Origin of the sequence: Paraburkholderia phosphatilytica, from assembly GCF_003443895.1 — a bacterium.
GTDB classification, from domain to species: domain Bacteria; phylum Pseudomonadota; class Gammaproteobacteria; order Burkholderiales; family Burkholderiaceae; genus Paraburkholderia; species Paraburkholderia phosphatilytica.
Map to the genome: position 1 here is coordinate 131,819 of NZ_QQOA01000014.1, position 23,216 is coordinate 155,034.

General features: G+C 67.3%; 18 protein-coding genes. 13 read left to right on the plus strand and 5 right to left on the minus strand.

Going from position 1 to position 23,216, the window contains the following annotated elements:
* The first annotated feature begins 256 nt into the window (after positions 1-256).
* The 3 genes from DVS29_RS17210 to DVS29_RS17220 all read left to right on the plus strand — a co-directional run bounded on the left by DVS29_RS17210 (position 257) and on the right by DVS29_RS17220 (position 5,553).
* Positions 257-1,084 carry a hypothetical protein gene (locus tag DVS29_RS17210; protein ID WP_118181669.1) on the plus strand — a complete coding sequence of 276 codons (828 nt, stop codon included), beginning with the start codon at positions 257-259 and terminating at the stop codon, positions 1,082-1,084.
* Positions 1,085-1,247: 163 nt separating this feature from the next.
* The gene (locus DVS29_RS17215; RefSeq protein ID WP_118181670.1) at positions 1,248-4,619 is read left to right on the plus strand and encodes a GMC family oxidoreductase N-terminal domain-containing protein; all 3,372 of its coding nucleotides are present in this window, start codon (positions 1,248-1,250) and stop codon (positions 4,617-4,619) included.
* A 148-nt stretch (positions 4,620-4,767) separates the two neighbouring features.
* Positions 4,768-5,553: a hypothetical protein gene (locus tag DVS29_RS17220; protein ID WP_118181671.1), complete on the plus strand. Its 786-nt coding sequence runs from the start codon at positions 4,768-4,770 to the stop codon at positions 5,551-5,553.
* A 27-nt stretch (positions 5,554-5,580) separates the two neighbouring features.
* Here DVS29_RS17220 and DVS29_RS17225 read toward each other — a convergent pair whose 3' ends face one another.
* Positions 5,581-6,258: a methyltransferase family protein gene (locus tag DVS29_RS17225; RefSeq protein WP_118181672.1), complete on the minus strand. Its 678-nt coding sequence runs from the start codon at positions 6,256-6,258 to the stop codon at positions 5,581-5,583.
* Between the two features lie 35 nt (positions 6,259-6,293).
* Positions 6,294-7,124: an arylamine N-acetyltransferase family protein gene (locus DVS29_RS17230; RefSeq protein ID WP_118181714.1), complete on the minus strand. Its 831-nt coding sequence runs from the start codon at positions 7,122-7,124 to the stop codon at positions 6,294-6,296.
* Positions 7,125-7,513: 389 nt separating this feature from the next.
* On the opposite strand from DVS29_RS17230, the gene DVS29_RS17235 reads away from it, so the two are divergent.
* From DVS29_RS17235 to DVS29_RS17265, 7 genes are all read left to right on the plus strand, one after another.
* On the plus strand, positions 7,514-9,043 hold the full coding sequence (locus DVS29_RS17235) for a carbohydrate porin (RefSeq protein ID WP_420816121.1): 1,530 nt from the start codon (positions 7,514-7,516) through the stop codon (positions 9,041-9,043).
* 89 nt (positions 9,044-9,132) lie between these two features.
* A complete protein-coding gene (locus DVS29_RS17240; protein WP_118181673.1) occupies positions 9,133-10,290 on the plus strand; it encodes an NHL repeat-containing protein in 1,158 nt (385 codons plus the stop codon).
* A 4-nt stretch (positions 10,291-10,294) separates the two neighbouring features.
* Positions 10,295-11,608: an iron uptake transporter deferrochelatase/peroxidase subunit gene (efeB, locus tag DVS29_RS17245; RefSeq protein ID WP_118181674.1), complete on the plus strand. Its 1,314-nt coding sequence runs from the start codon at positions 10,295-10,297 to the stop codon at positions 11,606-11,608.
* Between the two features lie 130 nt (positions 11,609-11,738).
* Entirely contained in the window at positions 11,739-12,782 is a 1,044-nt protein-coding gene (locus tag DVS29_RS17250) for an iron ABC transporter substrate-binding protein (protein ID WP_118181675.1), read from the plus strand.
* Positions 12,783-14,384, plus strand: a complete 1,602-nt coding sequence (locus DVS29_RS17255; RefSeq protein ID WP_118181676.1) for an ABC transporter permease — start codon at positions 12,783-12,785, stop codon at positions 14,382-14,384.
* Positions 14,385-14,453: 69 nt separating this feature from the next.
* Positions 14,454-15,533 carry an ABC transporter ATP-binding protein gene (locus DVS29_RS17260; protein ID WP_118181677.1) on the plus strand — a complete coding sequence of 360 codons (1,080 nt, stop codon included), beginning with the start codon at positions 14,454-14,456 and terminating at the stop codon, positions 15,531-15,533.
* 3 nt (positions 15,534-15,536) lie between these two features.
* A complete protein-coding gene (locus tag DVS29_RS17265; RefSeq protein WP_240655662.1) occupies positions 15,537-16,394 on the plus strand; it encodes an AraC family transcriptional regulator in 858 nt (285 codons plus the stop codon).
* 6 nt (positions 16,395-16,400) lie between these two features.
* Here the strand turns inward: DVS29_RS17265 and DVS29_RS17270 are convergent, their stop codons facing one another.
* Positions 16,401-17,006 carry a LysE family translocator gene (locus tag DVS29_RS17270; RefSeq protein WP_118181678.1) on the minus strand — a complete coding sequence of 202 codons (606 nt, stop codon included), beginning with the start codon at positions 17,004-17,006 and terminating at the stop codon, positions 16,401-16,403.
* A gap of 180 nt (positions 17,007-17,186) precedes the next feature.
* Entirely contained in the window at positions 17,187-18,047 is an 861-nt protein-coding gene (locus DVS29_RS17275) for a LysR family transcriptional regulator (protein WP_118181679.1), read from the minus strand.
* A gap of 117 nt (positions 18,048-18,164) precedes the next feature.
* Between DVS29_RS17275 and DVS29_RS17280 the strand changes: the two genes are divergently transcribed.
* Positions 18,165-19,070, plus strand: coding sequence for a DMT family transporter (locus DVS29_RS17280; protein ID WP_118181680.1), 906 nt, complete (start codon positions 18,165-18,167; stop codon positions 19,068-19,070).
* A 100-nt stretch (positions 19,071-19,170) separates the two neighbouring features.
* Here DVS29_RS17280 and DVS29_RS17285 read toward each other — a convergent pair whose 3' ends face one another.
* A complete protein-coding gene (locus tag DVS29_RS17285) occupies positions 19,171-20,481 on the minus strand; it encodes an MFS transporter (protein ID WP_118181681.1) in 1,311 nt (436 codons plus the stop codon).
* 238 nt (positions 20,482-20,719) lie between these two features.
* Between DVS29_RS17285 and DVS29_RS17290 the strand changes: the two genes are divergently transcribed.
* The gene (locus DVS29_RS17290) at positions 20,720-21,499 is read left to right on the plus strand and encodes a GntR family transcriptional regulator (protein ID WP_118181682.1); all 780 of its coding nucleotides are present in this window, start codon (positions 20,720-20,722) and stop codon (positions 21,497-21,499) included.
* Positions 21,500-21,507: 8 nt separating this feature from the next.
* Complete coding sequence (mdcA, locus tag DVS29_RS17295) at positions 21,508-23,214, plus strand: malonate decarboxylase subunit alpha (protein WP_205962469.1); 1,707 nt, start codon at positions 21,508-21,510, stop codon at positions 23,212-23,214.
* Positions 23,215-23,216: the final 2 nt, after the last annotated feature.

A 23,216-nucleotide genomic window follows, 5' to 3' on the forward strand; every position in this document is an offset into this window, starting at 1 on the left:
TTGCACGGGCAAGCGCCCGGCGACGGAATAAACCCGCCGCCTCCGCCGTTATGCGCCACTGAGGGCCGCCGGTCCGCCCCGGGCAGTTTACCCATCAGCTATCACTTAATCCATATAGGCGAAGCGCGGGCGAAAAACCATACTGCAACCACTTTCAGCGCGGCACCGTCCTCACGGACCACCCCACCGGCCTCGCCGGCCGGAGCCTCAGGGCTCTTCCCGCGCTCTTTGCCCCAACACCACGACGGAGGCTTTCATGGGCGCACTTCCGGGCCGCGAACTGGCACGCAACTTCGACGATGCAATCCTGCCGGATCTCTGGCGCCGCCGCACCCAGCTCACCAGTGACGAAGTGGTGTCGATGTATGGCCTCGTCACGCGGGCGCTGCGCACCTATCACCCGCAGGAACTGCAGGCGCTCGGCGACGACAAGGAAGAACTGGTCGCGCAGTTCATCTACAGCAAGGTGCTGCGCCTGGCTCCCGGTCTGCCCGATTCGCATGCGTGCCCGGAAAGCGCGCCGTCGAACGGCTATGCGCTCTGCGCGTACTTCCGCCGCTATCTGATCGACTGCCTGAGGAGCGCGAGCCATCAGCGCAACGTGTCGCTCGAGGAAGACGGCATGGAGCAGGAGATCGACCTGCACGCCGCGTCGATCGACGACCCGGTGAACAGCGTGCTCAGCCAGTACGGCCTCGACGAGGCGCGCGTGCGGTTCTCGGCGCGCACCTTCATTGCCGGGCTCGACGAGCCGGAGCGGCTGGTGCTGGCGGGCACCCTCGGCTGGTGCTCCGAATGCAAGGGCGGCCTGTCGGCGATCGCCGCCGAGCATCAGATCCCGTCGTACCACTATCGCGCCGTCAAGCTCGGCGTCACTACCCGAAAGACGGCCGGGCCCGAGGATTTTTCGAACACGCGGATCGGCAGCTGGCTCTCCGACGTGCTCGGCATCGAGATCGACGCGGAAAACCGCGCGGCGATCCTGGTCGCGCTGAACCTGCTGGCGGCGGAATCGAGCGAGGAGACCACCCGGGCTTCGATCCGCGATCAGCTGGACGCGTCGCTCGACTGCGCGCTATCGTAAGAGGTTGATTTTTCGCCGCCGCCGTCCAGGATAGATAGGCCACACAGTTCGCAGAGCGGGAAAAAGCAGCCGCCATCGCCCTCTTCGCCTCCTCATCGTCCTTATTAAGCGCCCGGTCGCCGTTCCGCCAGGCTCCGTCGTCCGTTCCAGTACGAGGTGTCCTATGAACCGCCTGTCCAGCGCCCTTGGGGCGATGCAACCGCATTACGACGTCGTGGTGGTCGGCTCCGGCTATGGCGGCGCGATCGCGGCGAGCCGCATGGCGCGCGCGGGCAAACGCGTCTGCGTGATCGAGCGCGGCCGCGAGTTCATGGCGGGCGAATTTCCCGCGACGCAGCTCGAAGGCGCGCGCAACGTCCAGTACAACACCGAGCTCGCACAGGTCGGCTCGCCGCTCGCGCTGCTCGAAGTGCACATGAACCCGGACGTCGCGGTGGTGGTGGGCTGCGGGCTGGGCGGCACCTCGCTGATCAACGCGAACGTCGCGCTGCACCCGGACAAGCGGCTGTGGGACGATCCGCGCTGGCCCGCGGCGATCCGCGCCGATCAGGCCGGCCTCGAAGACGGCTACCGGCGCGCGACGACGATGCTGTCGCCCTCACCCGTGCCGGCCGGTTTCCCGGACCTGCCGAAGCTCGACGCGCTCGCCGCCTCCGCGCAGGCGCTCGGCATGGAGCGCTCGTTCTACCGCCCGCCGATCACCGTGACGTTCCAGGACGGCCCGAACGCGGCCGGCGTCGACCAGCAGGCGTGCATCGGCTGCGGCGACTGCAACTCGGGCTGCAATCACGGCGCGAAGAACTCGACGCACATGAACTATCTGCCGGACGCCGTCGCGCACGGCGCGCAGATCTTCACGGAAGTGGCCGTGCATTCGGTGCTGAAGAGCGAGGACGGCGCCAGCTGGCGGGTCCGCTACACGCCGGTCGAATTCGGCCGCGACATCTTTCGCGCGCCGGACCTCGAAGTCGGCGCCGACGTGGTGATCCTGTCGGCGGGCACGCTCGGCTCGACGGCGATCCTGCTGCGTTCGCGCGACGCGGGGCTGCCGGTGTCTTCGCAGCTCGGCCGGCATTTCACCGGCAACGGCGACGTGCTGTCGTTCACGTTCAATACCGATCACGACATCAACGGCGTCGGCTGGGGCACGCACCGGCCCGGCGAGATTCCGCCGGTGGGCCCGACGATCTGCGGGATCATCGACCATCGCGACACGCCGAACGTGACGGACGGCTTCGTGATCGAGGAAGGCTCGCTCGCGTCGCCGGTCGGCACCGCGCTGATGGGCGTGCTCGGCCTCGCGGCGCCGGTCGAAGGCGTGCCCATTCCCGACCCGGCCGCGCGCAACGACGATCCGCTCGACGCCGACGCGCGCATCGCCGAAAGCGTGCTGCGCGGCCCGCACTACGGCGCGATGCGCAACACGCAGACCTACCTCGTGATGGCGCACGACGACGAGAGCGGCGAAGTGTCGGTGAAGGACGGCCGCGCGCGCGTGAGCTGGCCGAATGCGGGCAAGCAGCCGGTCTACGCCGCGATCGAAAAGACGCTCGAAACCGCGACGACCGCGCTCGGCGGCGAGTACGTGCGCAATCCGATCTCGACGAAGCTGCTCGGCGACAAGGTGGTCACCGTGCATCCGCTCGGCGGCTGCGGGATGGGCGAGGACGCGGAGCACGGCGTGGTCGACGCGGACAGCCGCGTGTTCAGCGGCGTGGCCGGCAATGCGGCGCACGACGGCCTGTACGTGATGGATGGATCGGTGGTGCCGCTGTCGCTCGGCGTCAATCCGCTGTTGACGATCTCGGCGCTCGCGGAGCGCAACTGCGCGAGGCTCGCGCAAGCCCGCGGCTGGGCCATCGACTACGACGCGCGCGGCACCGCGCAACCGCCCGCGCCGCCGGCCATCGGCCTGCGCTTCACGGAAACGATGGTCGGCGACTACACGCCGGCGGGCGGCGCCGCCTCGCACATGGAGTTCACGCTGACGGTCACCGCCGACGACCTCGCGAAGCTCATCGCCGATCCCGAGCATCCGGCGACGATGGTCGGCACGCTGACGTGCGCGGCGCTGTCCGGCACCCCGCTGCAGATCGCCGACGGCCGATTCAATCTCTTCACCGACGACCCGACCCAGGTCGAGCGGCGCGACATGAATTACCACATGACGCTGATCGCCGACGAAGGCCCGCGCTACCGCTTCTTCGGCCAGAAGACCATCACGCGCTCGTCGCCGGTCGAACTGTGGGCGCAGACCAATACGCTCTATGTGGAACTGCGCGAGGACCGCGACGATGCGCCGCTCCTCGGCAGCGCGACGCTGATCATCACGCCCGAAAACTTCCTGCGCCAGATGCGGACGATGGAAGTCACGAACGCGCCCGATCTGCGCACGCGGCTCGACTGGCAGCTGAAGTTCGGCCGCTTCTTCACCGGTGTATTGCTCGACGAATACGGCGGCATCGCCGCGCCGCTGCAGTACTTCGATCCGTCCGCCGCGCCACGGCTGCGCCGTACGCTGCGCGCGCCCGCGCCGACCGTGGGCGTGTGCGAGACGCGCGACGGCAAGACGCTGCGCCTCACGCGTTACCAGGGCGGCGACAAGGGCCCCGTGCTGCTGATCCACGGCTCGGGCGTGTCGAGCCGCATCTTCTCGACGGACCTGATCGGCACCAATCTCGTCGAATATCTGTGCGCGGCGCGCTACGACGTGTGGCTCGTCGATCTGCGCGTGAGCATTGCGCTCCCCACCGCGCTGGAGCAGACGAATGCCGACCTCGTCGCGCGCGAGGACATTCCGGCCGCCGTCGCCAAGGTGCTCGAAGTCACGAAAAAGCCGTCGCTGCAGGTGGTCGCGCACTGCTTCGGCTCCGTCGCGCTGACGATGTCGCTGCTCGCGGACCTCAAGGGCGTGCGCTCGGCCGTGATGTCGCAGGTATCCGCGCATCTGCGGCCGCCGCTTGCCGCGCGGATCAAGGCCGGTCTGCACATGCCCGGCGTGCTCGATCTGCTCGGCGTGCGCGATCTGACCGCGTACACGCAGCACGCGCGCTGGCCGCACAACCTGCTCGACGACGCGCTGCGGCTGTTGCCGGTCGGTCGTCTGGAAGGCTGCGACAGCGCGGTCTGCCATCGCGCGACCTTCATGTACGGGCTGCCGTACCGGCACGCGCGGCTCGACGACACGCTGCACCGCAATCTGCAGGAGCTGTTCGGCGTGCACGACATCACGCTGTTCGAACATCTCGCGACGATGGTGCGCGCGGGCCACGTGACCGACGTCGACGGCAACGAGGTGTACATGCCGCATCTCGACCGGCTGCGCCTGCCGATCGCGTTCATCCACGGCGAGCAGAACGAGGTCTACGTGCCGGAAAGCACGCAGGAGACCTACGACGCGCTGGTCGCGCTCCACGGCGCGGATCTGTACGAACGGCACGTGGTCGACGGCTACGGCCACATCGACTGCATCTTCGGCAAGACCGCCGACGTCGACGTCTATCCGCTGATCGTGCGACATCTGGACGCGCATTGAGATTTTGAGATCCGGAGGAATTTGCCGGCCTGGCTGGACTTCGGAGATACTGGCGGCCGCGCCGTGCGCGTGGCCGTTCTGCTGTTCACGTCGCAGTCATTTCGCCACGCGCGCCGCCCTCTCCGAATCCACGACGTCCAGGCTCAACATGGAATCCCTCAGTTTCAGCCAGTGCATCCGCCATGCGTGGCATAGCGCGTGGCTTGCCGTGGTCCGCATGCCGGTGCTGCTGCTCGCGATCGCCGCGATCTACACGGCGCTCAATCTCGTGCCGTTCCTGTTCGCCGCGGCCGGCGACGATCCGGGCATGCTGCTGCTGCGCGCGGTCATCACGATCGCGGCATCGCTCGTCACGATCGCGGTGTGCGGGATGGTGATCGTCAAGGTGCACCGTTTCGTGCTGCTCGACGAGCGCACGCGGCCCGTGCTGCCGGCGCGTGGCGCGCCCGTGCGGCGCTACGTGCTGTTCACGCTCGCGATGAGCGTCGTGATCGTGTGCGTCGTGACGGTGCTGATCAGCCTCTACCAGATCTCGCCGACCGGCGCGGAAGCGCTCGGCGTGCTGCTCGTCTATCCGACTGTGGTGTACATCCTCATGCGCCTGTCGCTGCTCGTGCCGGCGATCGCGCTCGGCAGCGGCTTCGAATGGAAAGCCGCATGGAACGACAGCCGTGGGCATTTCTGGTCGATGTTCGGCGTGACCGTCTGCGCGTATCTGCCGCTGCTCGCCGTGATCGTCTGCGCCGCGTTTGCGTTCGCCTTTTCCGCGGGGGACCGCGACGTGTCGATGCCGGTGGTCGCGCTGGTCGCCGCGGTGCGCGGCGTGTTCACGGTGCTGTGGCTCGTGCTCGCGTCGTCCACGCTGTCGTGGCTGTACCGGCGGCACGCGCAGGAATTGCCGCGCGCGGTGACGGCGGCGCGCGGCCGCGGCTAACGTCAGCGGTCAGCGCTCGCTGAACCGTCACCACACATACGGCACGAACCGGTACCGCACCTTCCGCATATACGCCGCGTAGCCATCGAGCTGCGCGGCGAGTATGCGTTCCTCCAGCACGGCGCGCCAGCCGATGCCCGCCACCAGCAACGGCACGCACGCGAGGCCCAGCCACGAGCCGAGCAGCAACGGCATGCCAGCCAGATACAGGATCGCGCCCGCGTACATCGGATGCCGCACGACGGCATACGGACCGAAATCGATCACGCGATGGCCGCGCTCCGCCTGCAGCTTCACGACCGGCGCCGCGTAGCTGTTCGCGCGGAACACGAACAGCGTGAACACGATGCACACGCAGATGCCCAGCGCGCCGAGCACGCTGAGCGCGGGCGGCACCTGGGACCAGCGCACGCGCACCGCGTCGATGCCCATCAGCACCAGCCACGCGGTCCAGCCGATCGCGGCGCACGGCATGAACACGCGGTCGAACCGGCTCTGTCCGCGCTGACCGAATACCGACATCCGCTCGGCCAGCAACGCCGGATCCGTCACAGCGAGCCACCAACCCGCGCCGATGCTGAGCACGCCCATCTCCAGCAGCAGCCACCATGCGTTCGGCCACGCGAGCGTACCCGCGGCGCCGAACAGCAGCGCGCCCATGCCCACGAGCCACAGCAGCGTGTGAACGATCATCCGGACGATCATGGCAAGCGCCTCCGTTTCACCTGCGCTTTTACGCGTCACGCGGCCGCGTCGCGTTCCGCGGCGCGCCGGTACACGTCGGCGAGATCGATGTCGCCGGTCGCGATGCCGAACATGTCATGCAGGCACGCGGCCAGTTCCGCGGCATCCGCCAGCGTGCGGTCGCTGCGGCCGCCGTGCGCGTCAAGCGTAGAGAGCTTCGTGTTGACGAGCAGCGTGCGTCCGTCGGGCCGCGTATTGCAGACGATCAGGTCGTGCACGAAATGCGAATCCGGCCACGTCGACGTGTACCAGTTCGCGACCTCGTAGTCGATCCACTCGGCCGGCTGCAGATCGAAGCGATACACCTTGAACCAGCGGTCGCCGCTGGCCGCTTCGAGATCGAGCGCGCCGCGCGACGCATCGGCGAGCCGGCAGGTTTCGAGCAGCGTCGGCTGCGGCCCGCCGGTGATCAGGCGCAGCGGCGCCGTCAGCGTGACGCGGCCGAAACCGACGTCCGCGAGCCATGACACGTCGTCGATATCGACGCGCAGCAGCATGTGCGTGCGCGCCGTCACGGCGTCGGGGTCGCGGCCCCACAGCACGCGCGCGATCAGCGGCGTGACGCGAAAGCCGAGCTGCATGAGCGCCTCGGCGAACAGCCGGTTCTGCTCGAAGCAGTAACCGCCGCGCCGGCGGTCGACGAGCTTCGCCTCGATCGACGCCGGATCGAGCAGCACGCGCCGGCCGGTCAGCGGATCGAGATTCTCGAACGGAATGGCCTGCGGATGCAGCCGCTGCAGCGCGCGCAGCACGTCGAGCGTCGGCAGGCGCGGGCCGTCGTAGCCGATGCGGGCGAAGTAGCGGTCGAGACGGATGGTGTGCGGCATCGTGGCAACCTCTGCGGTTGAGCCCGGCGGGCGCCGGGTCGTGTCAATCATCATCGCGCGACGCCGGGCGCCGGACAACGGGCCCGGCGCGTAGCCGCGCAGGCCGGAAGTCGTATGGTGCACCGCCTCGCTCGATGCCGTGCACAACGCCCTCGAAGCTTCGTTTTCATTTACACCAAACCCAAATAGAAAGCATAACGAAAGATACCGACGGAAGATTCGTAATATGGATGCGAATCGTTCTCATTTATATTGACTGAGCCATGCCGGATGCGTACCATTTCGCTGTCCCGTAACCGATCGTCGCGGCTGCGGATGGCGTTTCGCGCACGATCCCGATCGTTGCCGGATCGCATGCCGATTCACTCAAACAACAATCAGGTATCTCGATGAAATTTGCCCGCACCACCGACCGCCTGAAGCAGGCGCGTCCGATGCCGGACAGCTCGTTGCGCGCACGCCGGTTGCCGGCGACTTCGTTGCGCCGTGCGGTGCTCTGCACCGCGTTCGCCGTCACGTCGCTCGCGAGCGGGGTCTCGTATGCACAGAGCACGCCGGCGCAAAGCAATCTGGATGCGGCGCCCGAAGCGCCGGAAGCCGACCTGAACATCAAGTCCAGCCAGGTCGATCAGTGGACGGGTTTCTGGACCCGCCAGAACATGCTCGGCGACATGGGCGGACTGCGCCCGTGGCTCGGCAAATATGGCGTGTCGTTCAGCCTGACCGAAACCAGCGAGTACCTCGCGAACCTGCGCGGCGGCCTGCACACCGGCGGCGACTACGACGGCCTGACCACCGCGACGGTGCAGCTCGATACGTCGAAGGCGCTCGGCATTCCGGGCGGGCTCTTCAACGTAAGCGCGCTCAACATCCATGGCCAGAATCTGAGCGCGAACAAGCTCGGTACGCTGAACACGGCATCGGGCATCGAAGCACAGGACACGACGCGCCTGTGGGAACTCTGGTACCAGCAGTCGTTCCTGAACAAGCGACTCGACGTGAAGGTCGGTCAGCAGAGTCTCGACCAGGAATTCATCACGAGTTCGTACGCGGCGACCTTCGTCAATACGATGTTCGGCTGGCCGGCGCTGCCGTCGTACGACATGCCGTCGGGCGGCCCGGCCTATCCGCTCGCCGATCTCGGCATCCGCGTGCGCGGCCAGATCACGCCGACCGTGACCGCGCTCGCGGGCGTGTTCGACGGCGATCCGCTCGGCAACAACCCGAACAACCTCAGCGGCACGAACTTCAACCTGCACAACGGTGCGCTGTACATCGGCGAGCTGCAGTACGCGCTCAACCAGCCGAGCGACGGCGACATGGTGGGCACGGGTTCGAAGGCGTTGCCCGGCACCTACAAGATCGGCTTCTGGTACAACAACGCGAGCTTCGCGGACCAGCACTACGACACCACCGGCCTGTCGCTCGCGAACCCGGCGAGCAACGGCAACGCGGCCCAGCATCGCGGCGACTACAGCTTCTACGCCGTGGCCGACCAGATGGTGTGGCGCCCCGATCCGGACGAGCCGCGCAGCATCGGCGTGTTCGCGCGCGTGATGGGCGCGCCGGGCGACCGCAATCTGGTGAGCTTCGCGGCGAACGCGGGCATCGTGATGAAGGCGCCGTTCGCGGGCCGCGACAACGACAGCGTCGGCCTCGCCGCCACCTACATCAAGGTCGGCAGCGCGATCACCGGCCTCGACCAGGATGCGCGCGCGTTCAGCGACGGCCCGTACGGCGTGCGCACCAGCGAAACGACGCTCGAAGCGACCTACGTGTATCAGGCCACGCCGTGGTGGCAGATCCAGGGCGACATGCAGTACACGTTCAACGCCGGCGCGGGCCAGAACCCGAACGATGCGACGCAGCCGCTGCCTAACACGTTCGTCGTCGGCGTCCGCACCAATATCACGTTCTGAGCTTTCTCATCCACCGCACCGCGCCGCCGATCATGACCTCACACCACGATATCCGGACAGCGCGCGGTCACCACACGATGAATCACTCCATGCGCACTACTTCGTCACTCAACGCTCGCGGCCGGCGCGCGGCGCGCACGCTCGCCGCGCTCGCGGCCGGCGTCGCGGCATTCGCCGCGGCCGGCAGCGCATTCGCCGATCCGCAAGGCTTCCTCGAAACGGTCCATAAGCACACGACGCTCATCAACACGGTGCCGGACAACGGCGACCAGAACCCGTACGCGATCGTCGTCGCGCCGGTGTCGTCGGGCAGCGTGAAGGCCGGCGACGTGCTGGTCGGCAACTTCAACAACTCGACGAACCTGCAGGGCACCGGCAGCACGATCGTCGACTATCACCCCGACACGAAGCAGATGTCGGTGTTCGCGACGGTACCGCGCGACCTGAAGGACTGCCCGGGCGGCATCGGCCTGTCCACCGCGATGACGATGCTGAAGTCGGGCTGGGTGATCGTCGGCAGCACGCCGAGCAACGACGGCACGACGGGCACCAAGGGCGCCGGCTGCCTGATCGTGCTCGACAACCAGGGCAAGGTCGCCAAAACGATCGCGAGTCCGAACATCAACGATCCGTGGGGCAACATGGCCGTCGTCGACAACGGCGCGAGCGCGACGCTGTTCGTCAGCAACGCGGGCTTCGGCGTGGGCGGCGCGGACGGCAATCCGCCGGTCTTCAAGCAGGCGACGGTGCTGCGCGTCGACCTCGACATTCCGGACGGCAAGCCGCCCGTTGTGAAGAGCGAGACGGTGATCGGCAGCGGCTACGGCGCGCAGGCCGACAAGGGCGTGTTCCTCGTCGGACCGACGGGCCTCGCGCTGTCCGCGGACAAGAAACTGCTGTATGTTTCGGACGCGATCGGCAACCGCATCAACGAGATCGAAGATCCGATGACGCGCGACACCAGCGCGGGCGTCGGCCGCCAACTGACCGTCGACGGACTGCTGCACCGTCCGCTCGCGCTCGCCACGGCGCCGAACGGCCACCTGCTCGCGACCAACGCGCTGAACGGCCAGGTCGTCGAGATCGACCCGGTCAGCGGCAAGCAGATCTACGCACGCTGGATCGACACCGACAAGGCGCAGTCGCCCCCGGGCAACGGCGACCTGTTCGGTATCGCAATGACGCCGGAAGGCGATGGTTTCTACTACGTTGAGGACGACGTCAACACGCTCGTGCTGGCGAAGTAAGCATATGGCAGAGAAAAAACAGTCCCCCACACAAACAGCGCGGCGCGGCTTCCTGAAGGCCGGCAGCCTCGCGGTCGCGGCGGGCGCGAGCGTCGGCGCGGCCGGTCTCGCGCAGGCGGCCACGGCCACTGCAAAAGACGGTGCCAACGCCCGCACCGCGACGGTCGACCCGACGCATCACGTCGAGCCGTTCTACGGCAAGCATCAGGGCGGCATCGTCACGCCGCAGCAGACCAGCACCTACGTCGCCGCACTCGATCTGACCACGACGAAGCGCGACGACGTGATCGCGCTGCTGCGCACGTGGACCGAGATGTCGGCGCGCATGACGCGCGGCGACACGGCCGCGTCGCTGCAGACCGCCGACGACAAATCCGCGGTCGACTCCGGCGACATCCTCGGTCTCGATCCGGCGGGTCTCACGATCACGTTCGGCTTCGGCCCCGGTCTCTTCACGAAGGACGGCAAGGATCGCTACGGCCTCGCGGGCAAACGCCCCGCCGCGCTCGTCGACCTGCCGCGCTTCAACGGCGACCAGCTGCTGCCGGAGAAGACCGGCGGCGATCTGTACATCCAGGCATGCGCGAACGATCCGCAGATCGCGTTCCACGCGGTGCGCCAGCTCGCGCGCGTCGCGTACGGCACCGCGGCGATGCGCTGGGGCCAGGCAGGCTTCCTGTCAGGACCGAAGGGCAAGACGCCGCGCAACCTGATGGGCTTCAAGGACGGCACCAACAACCCGCCCGCGACCGATCCGGCGGCGATGAAGGAATTCGTCTGGGCAAGCTCGCAGGACCAGTCGTGGATGAACGACGGCACCTACACGGTGGTGCGCCGCATCCGCATCACGGTCGAGCACTGGGACCAGATGGAGCTCGGCTTCCAGGAGCAGGTGTTCGGCCGCCACAAGTACAGCGGCGCGCCGATCGGCAGCAAGAACGAGTTCGACAAGGTCGATCTCTCGGCGAACGACAAGGACGGCAATCCGCTGATTCCGGACAATTCGCACGTGCGCCTGTCGAATCGCGACAACAACAACGGCGCGCAGATCCTGCGCCGCTCGTACTCGTACAACGACAGCACGAACTTCTACATCGAACGGTGGCCGCCGTGGCGCCAGGAGACGGAGTACGATGCGGGTCTCATCTTCATCGCGCATCAGGGCGACCCGCGCGCGGGCTTCATCCCGATCAACGAAAAGCTCTCGAAGTTCGACATGATGAACCAGTTCACGACGCACGTCGGCAGCGCGATTTTCGCGTGCCCGCCGGGCGCGAAGGAAGGTTCGTACATCGGCGCGGAGCTGTTCGAAGCGTAACGATGCCAACCGGCGGATGACAGCGGACAGCGGCACACCGGCAGCGCGCGATGCGCAGCCGCCGGTGCCGCTCATTCCATCCGCGGCGGCAACGCAACATCACACCATAGAACAAAGAGGACACCCGATCATGGTTCAAACGTGGCTCAACCTGCGCCGGCGCGCAACCGCCGGCGCATCCGCAGGCACACTCGCGCTCACGCTGACGACACTCGGCGCGGCACCGCTCGCGGCCCACGCGGAATCCATCACGCTGTACAACGCGCAGCACGAGCAGGTCGTCAACATGCTCACGAAGGACTTCGAAAAGCAGACCGGCATCTCGGTGAAGGTTCGCACCGACGAAGGCCCGGCACTCGCCGCGCAGATCGTCGCCGAAGGCGCGAAGTCGCCGGCGGACGTCTACTTCACGGAGAACTCGCCCGAACTGATGCTGCTCGAGGAAAAGGGCCTGCTCGCGAAGGTCGACGACTCGACGCTCGCCGCGGTGCCCACGCGCTACAACTCGCCGGACGGCGACTGGGTTGCTGTGACGACGCGTGAAAACGTGCTCGCGTACAACACCGCGAAGGTACAGCCGGCGCAGATGCCGCAGTCGATCTTCGATCTCGCGAAGCCGGAGTGGAAGGGCCGTGTCGGCATCGCGCCGAGCGACGGCGACTTCCTGCCGCTCGTGTCCGCGGTGCTCGCGCTGAAGGGCGAAGCCGCGACGCTCGACTGGCTGAAGGGCCTCAAGACCAACTCGCAGATCTTCGACGACGATGAAGGCGTGGTCGCCGCCGTGAACCGCGGCGCGGTGCAGACCGGCATCATCAACAACTACTACTGGGCGCGTCTGCATCAGGAGCTTGGCGACAAGTCCACGCGCAGCGCGATCTATCACTTCACGAACGGCGACGCGGGTGCGCTCGTCAACGTGTCGGGCGCGGCAGTGCTGAAGAGCGCGCACAACCCGGCCGGCGCGCAGAAATTCCTCGCGTATCTCGTGAGCGAGCGCGCGCAGGATCTGATGGCGAAGAGCAAGGTCGAGTTCGAATATCCGGCGCGTCCGGGCGTCTCGCCCGACCCGATCCTGAAGCCGTTCGACCAGCTGCAGCCGCCGACGCTGTCCGTGAAGGCACTCGGCGACGACAGCCAGGCGGGCCGTCTGCTGCGTCAGGCTGGCCTGCTGTAAATGAGCGACGCCGTGTCGGTCGGTGCGCCGGCGCCCCTCCCCGCGCAAACGCGCAGGCGGGCGCCGCGCACGCTGTTCGCCGCCGCGGCGGTCGGTGCATTGCTGGTGCTGTTGCCGCTCGCGCTCACGGTGTGGCGCGCGGCGAGCTTCGGCATCGACGACGCGGTCGACCTGCTGTACCGGCCGCTCGTCGGCGAACTGCTCGCGAATACGTTGCTGATTACCGTGTCGGCCACGCTCGCGGCAGCAGTGGTCGGCACTGCCGCCGCGTGGTTCATCGAACGCACGCGGCTGCCGGGGCGGCGCCTGTGGGCCGTGCTGATGGCCGCGCCGCTCGCGATGCCCGCATTCGTTTCCAGCTATGCGTGGGTGTCGCTGAGTCTCGATCTGCAGGACTTCGGCGGCGCGCTGCTGGTGATCACGTCGGGCTATTTTCCGCTCGTCTATCTGCCGGTGGCGGCCGCGTTGCGCGGCATGGATCCGGCGCTCGAGGAAAGCGCGCGCGTGCTCGGCTGTGGACGCTGGGAAACCTTCGTGCGCGTCGTGCTGCCGCAACTGCGGCCTGCGCTGCTGGGCGGCATGCTGCTGGTCGCGCTCGGCGTGCTGTCCGAGTTCGGCGCATTCCAGCTGCTGCGTTTTCGTACCTTCACGACCGAGATCTACGCCGAGTACCGCACGAGCTTCGACGGCGGCGGCGCGTCGATGCTCGCGTGCGTGCTGATCGTGCTGTGCCTGATCGTGCTCGCGGTCGAATTCCGCGTGCGCGGCACCGCGCGCTATGAACGCCTCGACCGTGGCGCGCGCCGCGCCGCGAAGCGCTACGAGCTCGGCGCCTGGCGCTGGCTCGTCGCCGGCGGCTTCGCGGTGGTATCGATCGCCACACTTGGCGTGCCGCTCGGCATGATCGGCTACTGGCTCACGCAGGAATCGTCCGCCGCGGTGACGCCCGCCGATGTGTCGCCCGAACTGCTGCTGAACACCACGCTGACCTCGCTCGAATACGGTCTCGTCGCGGCGCTGCTCGCCACCGTGCTCGCGTTGCCGCTCGCGTTGCTGCTGGTGCGCTTCCCCGGTCGCGTCGCGACGCTGCTCGAACGCACCGTGTTTCTCGCGCAGGGCGTGCCGGGCATCGTGATCGCGCTCGCGATCGTGTCGCTCGCGGTACACGCGCTGGAGCCGCTGTATCAAAGCACGACGCTCCTCATCATCGCGTATGCGATCCTCTTTCTGCCGCTCGCGCTCGTCAGCGTGCGCGCCGCGCTCGCGCAGGCGCAGCCGCGGCTCGAAGACACCGCGCGCGCACTGGGCCTCGACTGGCTGCAGACGTGTCTGCGCGTGATGCTGCCGCTCGCGGGCCCGGGTCTGGGCGCGGCCGCGGCGATGGTGTTCATCTCGGTCGTGACCGAGCTGAACGCGACGCTGCTGCTGTCGCCGATCGATACGCATACGCTGGCGACCCAGGTCTGGTCCGACACGTCGCAGCTCGCGTTCGCGGCCGCGGCGCCGTATGCTGCGCTATTGACGGGACTGTCGCTGTTCGCGTCCGGCCTGTTGTTCCTGCTGCTCGGGCGCTCGGCGCTGCTGGGCGAACGCAGTAACTGACGTTAGCAACTGAGCCACGCAACTGAAGCTGGTCCGCCCTATTCGAAGAAGTCTGCGAAGAAATCTGCAATGAGCGACGTACGTATTTCCGGCCTGCATAAATCGTTCGACGGCCACGCCGTGTTGCACGGCGTCGACCTGTCGATCCGGCGCGGCACGCTGCTCGCGCTGCTCGGACCATCGGGCAGCGGCAAGACGACGCTGCTGCGCGTGCTGTGCGGCTTCGAGCATGCGGATCGCGGCACCATCGAGATCGACGGCCGCCGCGTGGCCGGCGACAACCTGCACGTGCCGTCCGAGCAGCGCCGCATCGGCTACGTGCCGCAGGAAGGCGCGCTGTTCCCGCATCTTTCGGTGGCGGACAACATCGTGTTCGGTTTGCCGCGCGCGCAACGTCGTGCGCGTCATCGTGTTGCCGAACTGCTGGAGCTGGTGGGCCTGCCTGCGTCGTTCGCGGATCGCGCGCCGCAGCAGCTGTCCGGCGGTCAGCAGCAGCGCGTTGCACTGGCACGCGCGCTCGCGCCCTCGCCGACGCTCGTGATGCTCGACGAGCCGTTCTCGTCGCTCGATGCCGCGTTGCGGCTGGAGACGCGCGAAGCCGTCGCCGATGCGCTCGCCGCGGCCGGCGCGACCGCGGTGCTCGTCACGCACGATCAGGGCGAGGCGCTGTCGCTCGGTCATGAAGTGGCCGTGCTGTGGCGCGGCCGTCTGCTGCAGACCGCGACGCCCGAAGCGCTGTACCGCCAGCCGGTATCGCGCGAGCTCGCGTCGTTCATCGGCGAAGCGGTGCTGCTGCCCGGCGACGCGCTCCGCGGACGCGTGACCTGCGCGCTCGGCGATCTGCCTCTCGTGGGTTCGGTGGTGGACGGCGCGGTCGACGTGATGGTGCGGCCCGAGCAGATTCATCTGCGGCGCAGCGACGAAATCTCGCCGGCGGACGAAACGATCGGCGCGACAGCCGCATGGCTCGACGCGACGGTGCAGGATGTCACCTTCCACGGCCAGGATGCCGCAGTCGTGCTCGACGTGCCTTCGCCCGCGGGGCGCACCACAGTTCGTTCGCGCGTGCCGGGCTATCGCAGCCCGCGGCCGGGCGAGCAGGTCAGGCTCGCGGTGGATGGGGAAGTGACGGCTTACGCGAGGGGATGAAACGTGCGCGCAGCGCGCCAGCGGATTGCGACGAACGAAGACAATCGCCTGTCAGCGCCGACGTTCTGGCGAGACAGCGCGCTACCGTTCGTCGAAGCGCGTTTCGTTCCGGATGGCCGCACAGTCTGCTATGCCCCGCATGCGCACGAGACCTTTTCGATCGGTGCGATCACCCAGGGCCGCAACGTCTACGTCAACGGACGCGCTCACTTGCCCGTGACCACCGGCAGCGTGGTCATCATGAATCCCGGCGACGTCCACTGCTGCAATCCGATCGACGAAGGCGCGTGGTCGTACCTGATGCTCTATGTCGATACGGGATGGCTGGGCGAGATCCAGCAACGCACGAACACCCGCCGGACGCCGGGATTCCAGCGATTTTCGACAGTGCTGACCACGAACCGCCATCTGTTCGAAGGACTGAACCGTCTGCACGACGTACTGACGGACACCGGCGAGGAAGGCCTGCGAAAGCACGCCGCGATGATCACGTTCTTCTCCGGTTTGCAGCATGCGCTCGATGCGGAACCGGCTGCATCCGACGAACCGAACCCAAGAATCGTCGAGGCAGCGGACTACCTGCGCGACAACCGCACGCGCGCGATCAAGCTCGATGAACTGTGCACCGCGACCGGGCTTTCGGCGCCCTATCTGATCCGCGCATTCAAGCGTCGCTATGGGATGACGCCTCACGCGTACCTCGTCAACGCGCGGATCGAGTACGCGCGGGCGCTGCTCAAACGCGGCAACCCGATTGCCGAGGTCGCGATCGACGCGGGGTTTTCCGACCAGGCGCACCTGCAGCGCGCCTTCAAACGCCATATGGCCGCGACACCCGGCCAGTACCGCGACAAGCGCTGAAACCCGTCACGCGTTGCGCGGTGCGATCTGCGTCAACACCAGACAGGCGGCAGTCGAGATCAGCAACCCGCCCATCGCCAGATTGAACAGACGGATGCGCATCCGGTTGCGCAGCAGAATGGAAACGCGATCGCCAAGCACGGCCCATGCGGCCAGCGACGCATAGCACACGACGAAGTACACCGCGACGAATACGATCATCGTCGCGTGGGTGTTCGGGTCGGAAAACAGCGCGGCGCCCGACGCGCACGCAATCCACGCTTTCGGGTTGAGCCACTGCAGCAGAAAGCCTTCGATGAACGTCGGCGTGCGCCGCTTCTCGAGGGCAAGGTCCGGCGACGACGACGCGATCCGGAAGCCGACATAGATCATGAATGCCGCGCCGACGTATTCGAGGTATCTCAGCATCAGCGGATGACGGCCCACCGTCTGCATCAGCCAGAAGCCGACGAACACAAGCAGCAACGTGAATCCGATCGTGGCGCCGGATATGAACGGCATGGTCCGTCGAACGCCGTGATTCGCGCTCGACGAGATGATCACCATGTTCACGGGTCCTGGCGATATCGACATGGACAGCGACAACGTGCACATCGCGACAAGTAGCGACATGACCTCCCCCTTCGACTGACTGTGCAGTGGCGGCGAACCTCGGACCGCCGCTTTCGTCCGCCTTCTCTCATCCGGAAGGCAAACCACGATAGGGAAATGTGTCGTGCGCGTATTGAAGGAAATTTGCCTGCGGGGACCGGCCGGCGCTCGCCGCACGATCGTGCCGTCAGGGTTAGCGCATTATCTCCGCACCGACAGATCCTGCAGCATCTGCTCGGCCAGATAGTCGCAGGTGGGCCGGTCGGATTTCGCGCTGCGCGCCACCACGATATCGAGCGGTTCGATTTCCGGCAGCCCGTGCGCTTCACCGAGCACCTCCAGCCGCTGCGGCACGCAGCAACGCACTAGCGCGCTGATCGCGATCCCCGCGTCCACCGTCGCGACGAGCCCCAGCATGCTCGCGCTGCTGTACGCCGCGCGAAAGCGGATGCCCGCGCCGTTCAGCGCATTCAGCGTATGCACGCGCGCGACGCAGCCCGGCTCGTACAGGCCCACCGGTAACGGCGACGCCGCCAGCACGCTACGGTCGTCGCGCAACCCGACCCACACCATCGGCTCGCTGCGCACGTAGTCGCCGCGCAGCTTGCGGTCGCGCGTGACGAACGCGAGATCGATCTTGTTGTCCGCGAGCATCGGCGCGATCGCGGTGCTCTGCGCGCAGACGATCTCGATCTCCACGTGCGGAAAGCGCTTCGAAAAGCGCCGCAACACCGGCGACAGCAGCGACGATACGTAGTCGTCCGGCGCGCCGAGCACCACGCGGCCGCTGACTTCGGGCCGCGCGATCGCCGACCACGCTTCCGCATGCAGATCGAGCAGACGCCGCGCGTATTCGAGCAGCGCGTGCCCCGCGCGCGTGAGCGCGAGATTGCGCGTGTCGCGCGTGAACAGCGTTGCGCCGAGCATCTGCTCGAGCCGCTTGATCTGCATGCTCACCGCCGCCTGCGAACGATGCACGTTCGCGGCTGCCTTCGTGAAGCTGCCCGTATCGACCACCGCGACGAAGGTGCGCAGCAGATCGACGTCGAACTCCGGATGCATGATTTATCAGCCAGATTGATGAGATTGCTCAATTTAATTTGTTTGCCACAGGCTGACAAGGCGTCGATACTCGATTGCACGTTCTCCGCTATCCACGCAAACAGGAGCATTCAACCGATGTTGCCCGCCCACCGTCCACAGGCTGCTATCCAGCTCGCCGCTGCCGGCCTGCTGATGGGCACGATCGGGATCTTCGTCGAACAGGCGGGCCTCGATGCGTTCACGATGGTGCTGTGCCGCTGCTTCTTCGGCTTCATCGCGCTGGCCGGTTACTGCGTGTGGAAGGGCTATTTCCGCGAGCAGCGCTTCACGCCGAGCATCGTCGGGCTCGCGCTGATCACCGGCGTGCTGATGGTCACGCAGTGGGTCGCGTTCTTCGATTCGATCGGCCGCACCAGCATCGCGGTCTCCACCGTCGTGTTCCATGTGCAGCCGTTCTGGGTCGTGCTGATGGGCGCGGTGCTGTTCCGTGAGCGCCTCGGCATCGACCGGCCCGCGTGGATCGCGATCGCGTTCGTCGGGCTCGTGCTCGCATCCGGCGTGCTCGCGACCGATCATCTGCAGGGCCACACGCGCTACCTGATCGGCATCGCGGAAGCGCTGGTGGGTTCGGTGATGTATGCGGCCGTCACGCTGATCGCGAAGTCGCTCGGCGCGTTGCGGCCGCATCTGCTGACGCTCGCGCAGTGTCTGGTCGGCACCGTGGTGCTGCCGTTTCTCGCGCCGCTCGGCACGCTGCACATCGAGCCGCATCAGTGGTTCTGGCTGATCGGCATGGGCGTGCTGCACACCGGCCTATCGTACGTGCTGATCTACGGCGCGCTACCGCGACTCACGACGCCGACCATCGCCGTGCTGCTGTTCGTCTATCCGCTGACCGCGATCGCCGTCGACGCGCTCGTCTACGGCCGCCCGCTCGCGCCCGCGCAGATGGTGGGCATGGCGCTGATCGTGACGGCGAGCCTCGGTGTGAATCTCGGCTGGCCGCTGGTGTCGATGGTGCGGCGGCTCGCGCCGCGTTGAAGGTGCATCGAGCTTCAGGCGGTGCAACGCGCGTCCGCAAAAAAACGCGGCGCTCGCTTCGAGCGCCGCGCTTCGTTTCAGCTTGAACCGCGTACCCGCTTCACTGCGGCAACACCTGCCCCTTCGTCTCCGGCGCGAACGGAATCAGGAACAGGCCGGCGACGAACACGAGCGCCGTCAGCGCGACCGGCACGCCGAGCGTATGCATGTGCAGCACGGCGGCACCGAGCAGGAAGTTCACGCCCGCCCCGATGAAGCGCCCGAACGACGTGCAGAACGCGAACGCGGTGGCGCGCACGCGCGTCTCGAACTGCTCCGGCAACCACAGGCTGAAGAGCGCGAAATTGCCGCCGAAGAAACCCAGCACGAACAGCCACGCGATGAACGGCGCGAGCCCGTTCGGCAGGTAGAACGCCCAGCCGAACGCACCGGCGATCGACACCGCCATGCCGGCAAAATAGATCGCCAGCGTGCGCCTGCGACCGATCTTCTCGGCGAGCGGCGGCAGCGCGAGGCAACCCAGAATGGTGCCGATCGACAGCAGCCCCGTGGCCAGCGACGCGGTCTTGATTGCGCCGGCCTTGTCCATGCCGGAGCGCGTCGCGAGCTGGATCACCGCCGACGGCTCGTACACCGCGCCAGCCCACAGCCCGATGATCGCGATGGTCAGGAGCGCGCATGCGACCCACGTGCGGCGTCGATACATCGGCCCGAGAATCTCGCGCAGCGGCTTCGTGCGGATCGCCTTCACCTCGGCCTGCTGCTCGGCCTTTTCCCAGCGCTCGGTCTCCTTCACGCGCAGCAGCACGAGAATCGCGACCACCACCGGCACCGCGCCGGTCAGGAACATCACGCGCCAGCCGTAGTGCACGCCGACCGTGTAGTTCAGCGCGGCCGCGAGGAAGAAGCCCGCGTAATAGCCGGTCTGCAGATAGCCGGCGCCCATCTTGCGGCGATCCTCCGGCCACGCCTCGGCCACGTAGGTGCCCGCGAGCGCCCATTCGCCGCCGATCCCGACACCCGCGATGAAGCGGTAGATGCCCAGCTCCCACACGTTGTGCGCGGTGGCGGCCAGCCCGGTGAAGATCGCGAACGTGAAGATCGTGCCGGCCAGCACCTTGGTGCGGCCGAAGCGGTCGGCAATCGGCCCCCAGATGAACGACAGGCCCCAGCCCACCAGAAACAGCGCGAACAGGATCGAGCCGGCCAGCCCGACGTTGGCGGGCGTTGCGGCGTAGCCCGAGTGCGGCAGCAGTTCGGTCAGCGCCGGCGTGAGCACGAGCGCGTAGATGAACGAGTCCATCCCGTCGAGCGTCCAGCCCGCCCACGCGCCCCAGAATCCGGCGATCTGCGAGCGGTTCAGCGGCGTGCGCCGCCGCGCGGTGCGCTCGCGGTCCATCAGTGAGTCCATGTTGCTCCTCCGGCGATACGGTTGATGGCGTGCCGCCGCGTGCTTCCTGTATCACGCGACGGACGTGGTAGCGCGCTTTCTTCTTTTTCCTTGGCAAACTGGCCGCCGGACAGGCGCATCCAGCTCGCTGCTGGGCTACGCTTGTGCACGGTGGCCAGAGTCGCCGGATGAATCGCCGCGGTTGGGGCGGGTTTTTCCGGTTGGGAAACGCGTCTTTTTATATATAATATTTGATCTTATGAGCGACGCAACAAATGGTTTTCCCCTGGAAGCGGCCTCGCCGGCGTTCCTGCCCGCGCCCGTGCAACCGCGCGCCAGCACGTCGCGCGTGATCGCGGACGCGCTGCGCGCGGCGATCGTCGACGGCTCGCTGGCGCCCGGCGCGCCGTTGCGCCAGGACGCGATCGCGCGGCATTTCTCGGTCAGCGCAATTCCCGTGCGCGAGGCGCTGCGGCAGCTCGAAAGCGAAGGCTGGGTCAAGGTCGAGGTCCACAAGGGCGCGACGGTCGCGAAGCTGTCGCCGGAAGAAGCCCGCGAGATCTACGAGATCCGCTCGGCGCTGGAGAGCCTCGCGATCGGCCTCGCGATTCCGCTGCACACCGAGACTACGCTCGCGGAATGCGAACGTTTATGTCAGGCCGCGGAAGACGAGCCCGATCCGTCGCGCTACGTCGCGCGCAACGAGGCGTTCCACCTGAGCCTGTACGCGCCCGCCGGCCGTGCGCAACTGGCCGCGATGATCGACACGCTGCACCGGCGCGGCGAACGCTACCTGCGCCTGAAGTTCGGGCTGCCGTCGTACAAGGGCGAGTCCGACGCGGAACACGAGGCGCTGCTCGACGCGGTCCGCCGCCGCGATGTCGCCACCGCGCAGTCGCTGCTCTCCGCGCACCTGCTCGGCACCGGCGATCTGGTCTACCGTTTTCTCACCGAACGCGCACGGACGGAGGCCGCGACTGCGGACGCCGCCGGGCGCAAGCCGCGCGCGCGACGTGCGCGCGGCGCCACCCGGAGCTGAAGCCGCCGATGAATTCCCCCGCCGATACGCGTTCCGCCTCCGCTTCAACTCAGAATGCCAGCGCCCGCCCCGCTCCGACCGCCACGCGTTCGTGGACCACGCTGCGCGATGAGAAACACCGTCGCCTGGCGTCGATCGCGCCGTGGCTCGACGACGGCATCCTGCGGCGCGAGCACATCGTCGATGCGCTCGAAGCGCTGATTCGCCCCGGCGACCGCGTTGCACTGGAAGGCGACAACCAGAAGCAGGCGGACTTTCTGTCGCGCGCGTTCGCGAAGGTGGACCCGGCGCGTGTGCACGACGTGCATCTGCTGATTTCGAGCATCAGCCGCCCCGAGCATCTGACGCTGTTCGAGCGCGGCATCGCGCACAAGGTCGACTTCGCGTTCGCCGGTCCGCAGAGCCTGCGCGTCGCGCAACTGCTCGAAGATGGCCAGCTCGAGATCGGCGCGATCTACACCTATGTCGAGCTGTACGCGCGGATGTTCGTCGACCTCACGCCGAACGTCGCGCTGCTGTGCGCCGAGAAGGCGGACCGCCATGGCAACCTGTACACGGGCCCCAACACCGAAGACACGCCGACCATCGCCGAAGCGGCCGCGTTCCGGCACGGCATCGTGATCGTGCAGGTCAACGAGATCGTCGACGAGCTGCCGCGCGTCGACATTCCCGGCTCGTGGGTCGACGTGGTCGTCGAGGCGGACCGGCCGTTCGCGGTCGAACCGCTCTTCACGCGCGACCCGCGCCATATCGGCGACCTGCAGGTGCTGACCGCGATGATGGTGATCAAGGGCATCTACGCGCCCTATGGCATCGCCGCGCTGAATCACGGCATCGGCTTCGACACGGCCGCGATCGAACTGCTGCTGCCCACCTACGGCGAGTCGCTCGGGCTGAAGGGCAAGATCTGCCGCAACTGGACGCTCAATCCGCATCCCACGCTGATCCCCGCGATCGAATCGGGCTGGGTGGACAGCGTGCACTGCTTCGGCAGCGAAGTGGGCATGGAGCGGTACATCGAAGCGCGGCCCGACGTATTCTTCACCGGCAGCGACGGTACGCTGCGCTCGAACCGCGTGCTGTGCCAGCTCGCGGGCCAGTATGCGGTGGACCTGTTCATCGGCTCGACGCTGCAGATCGACGCGGACGCGAATTCGTCGACGGTCACGCGCGGCCGGCTCGCGGGCTTCGGCGGCGCGCCGAACATGGGCCACGATCCGCGCGGCCGCCGTCACACGAGCGAAGCGTGGCTGAAGCTGCTGAAGGACACCGGGCCGGTATCGCGCGGCCAGAAGCTCGTCGTGCAGCTCGCGGAGACATGGAAGAAAGGCGGCGAGCCGACCTTCGTCGACGAGCTCGACGCGGTTGCGGTCGGCGCGAAAAGCGGCATGGCCGTCGCGCCTGTGATGATCTATGGCGACGACGTCAGTCACGTTGTGACAGAAGAAGGCATCGCGCATCTGCACAAGGCCGAAAGCGTCGACGAACGGCGCGCGGCGCTCGCGGCGGTGGCCGGCGTGACGCCGATCGGTCTGCGCGCGAAGCCCGAGAAAACCGCCGAGCTGCGTCGGCGCGGCATCGTCGCGTATCCGGAAGATCTCGGCATCCGTCGCGGCGAAGCGAAGCGCTCGCTGCTCGCGGCGCGCAGCATCGACGATCTCGTCGCGTGGTCGGGTGGGCTGTATGCGCCGCCCGCGCGCTTTCGTAGCTGGTGAGC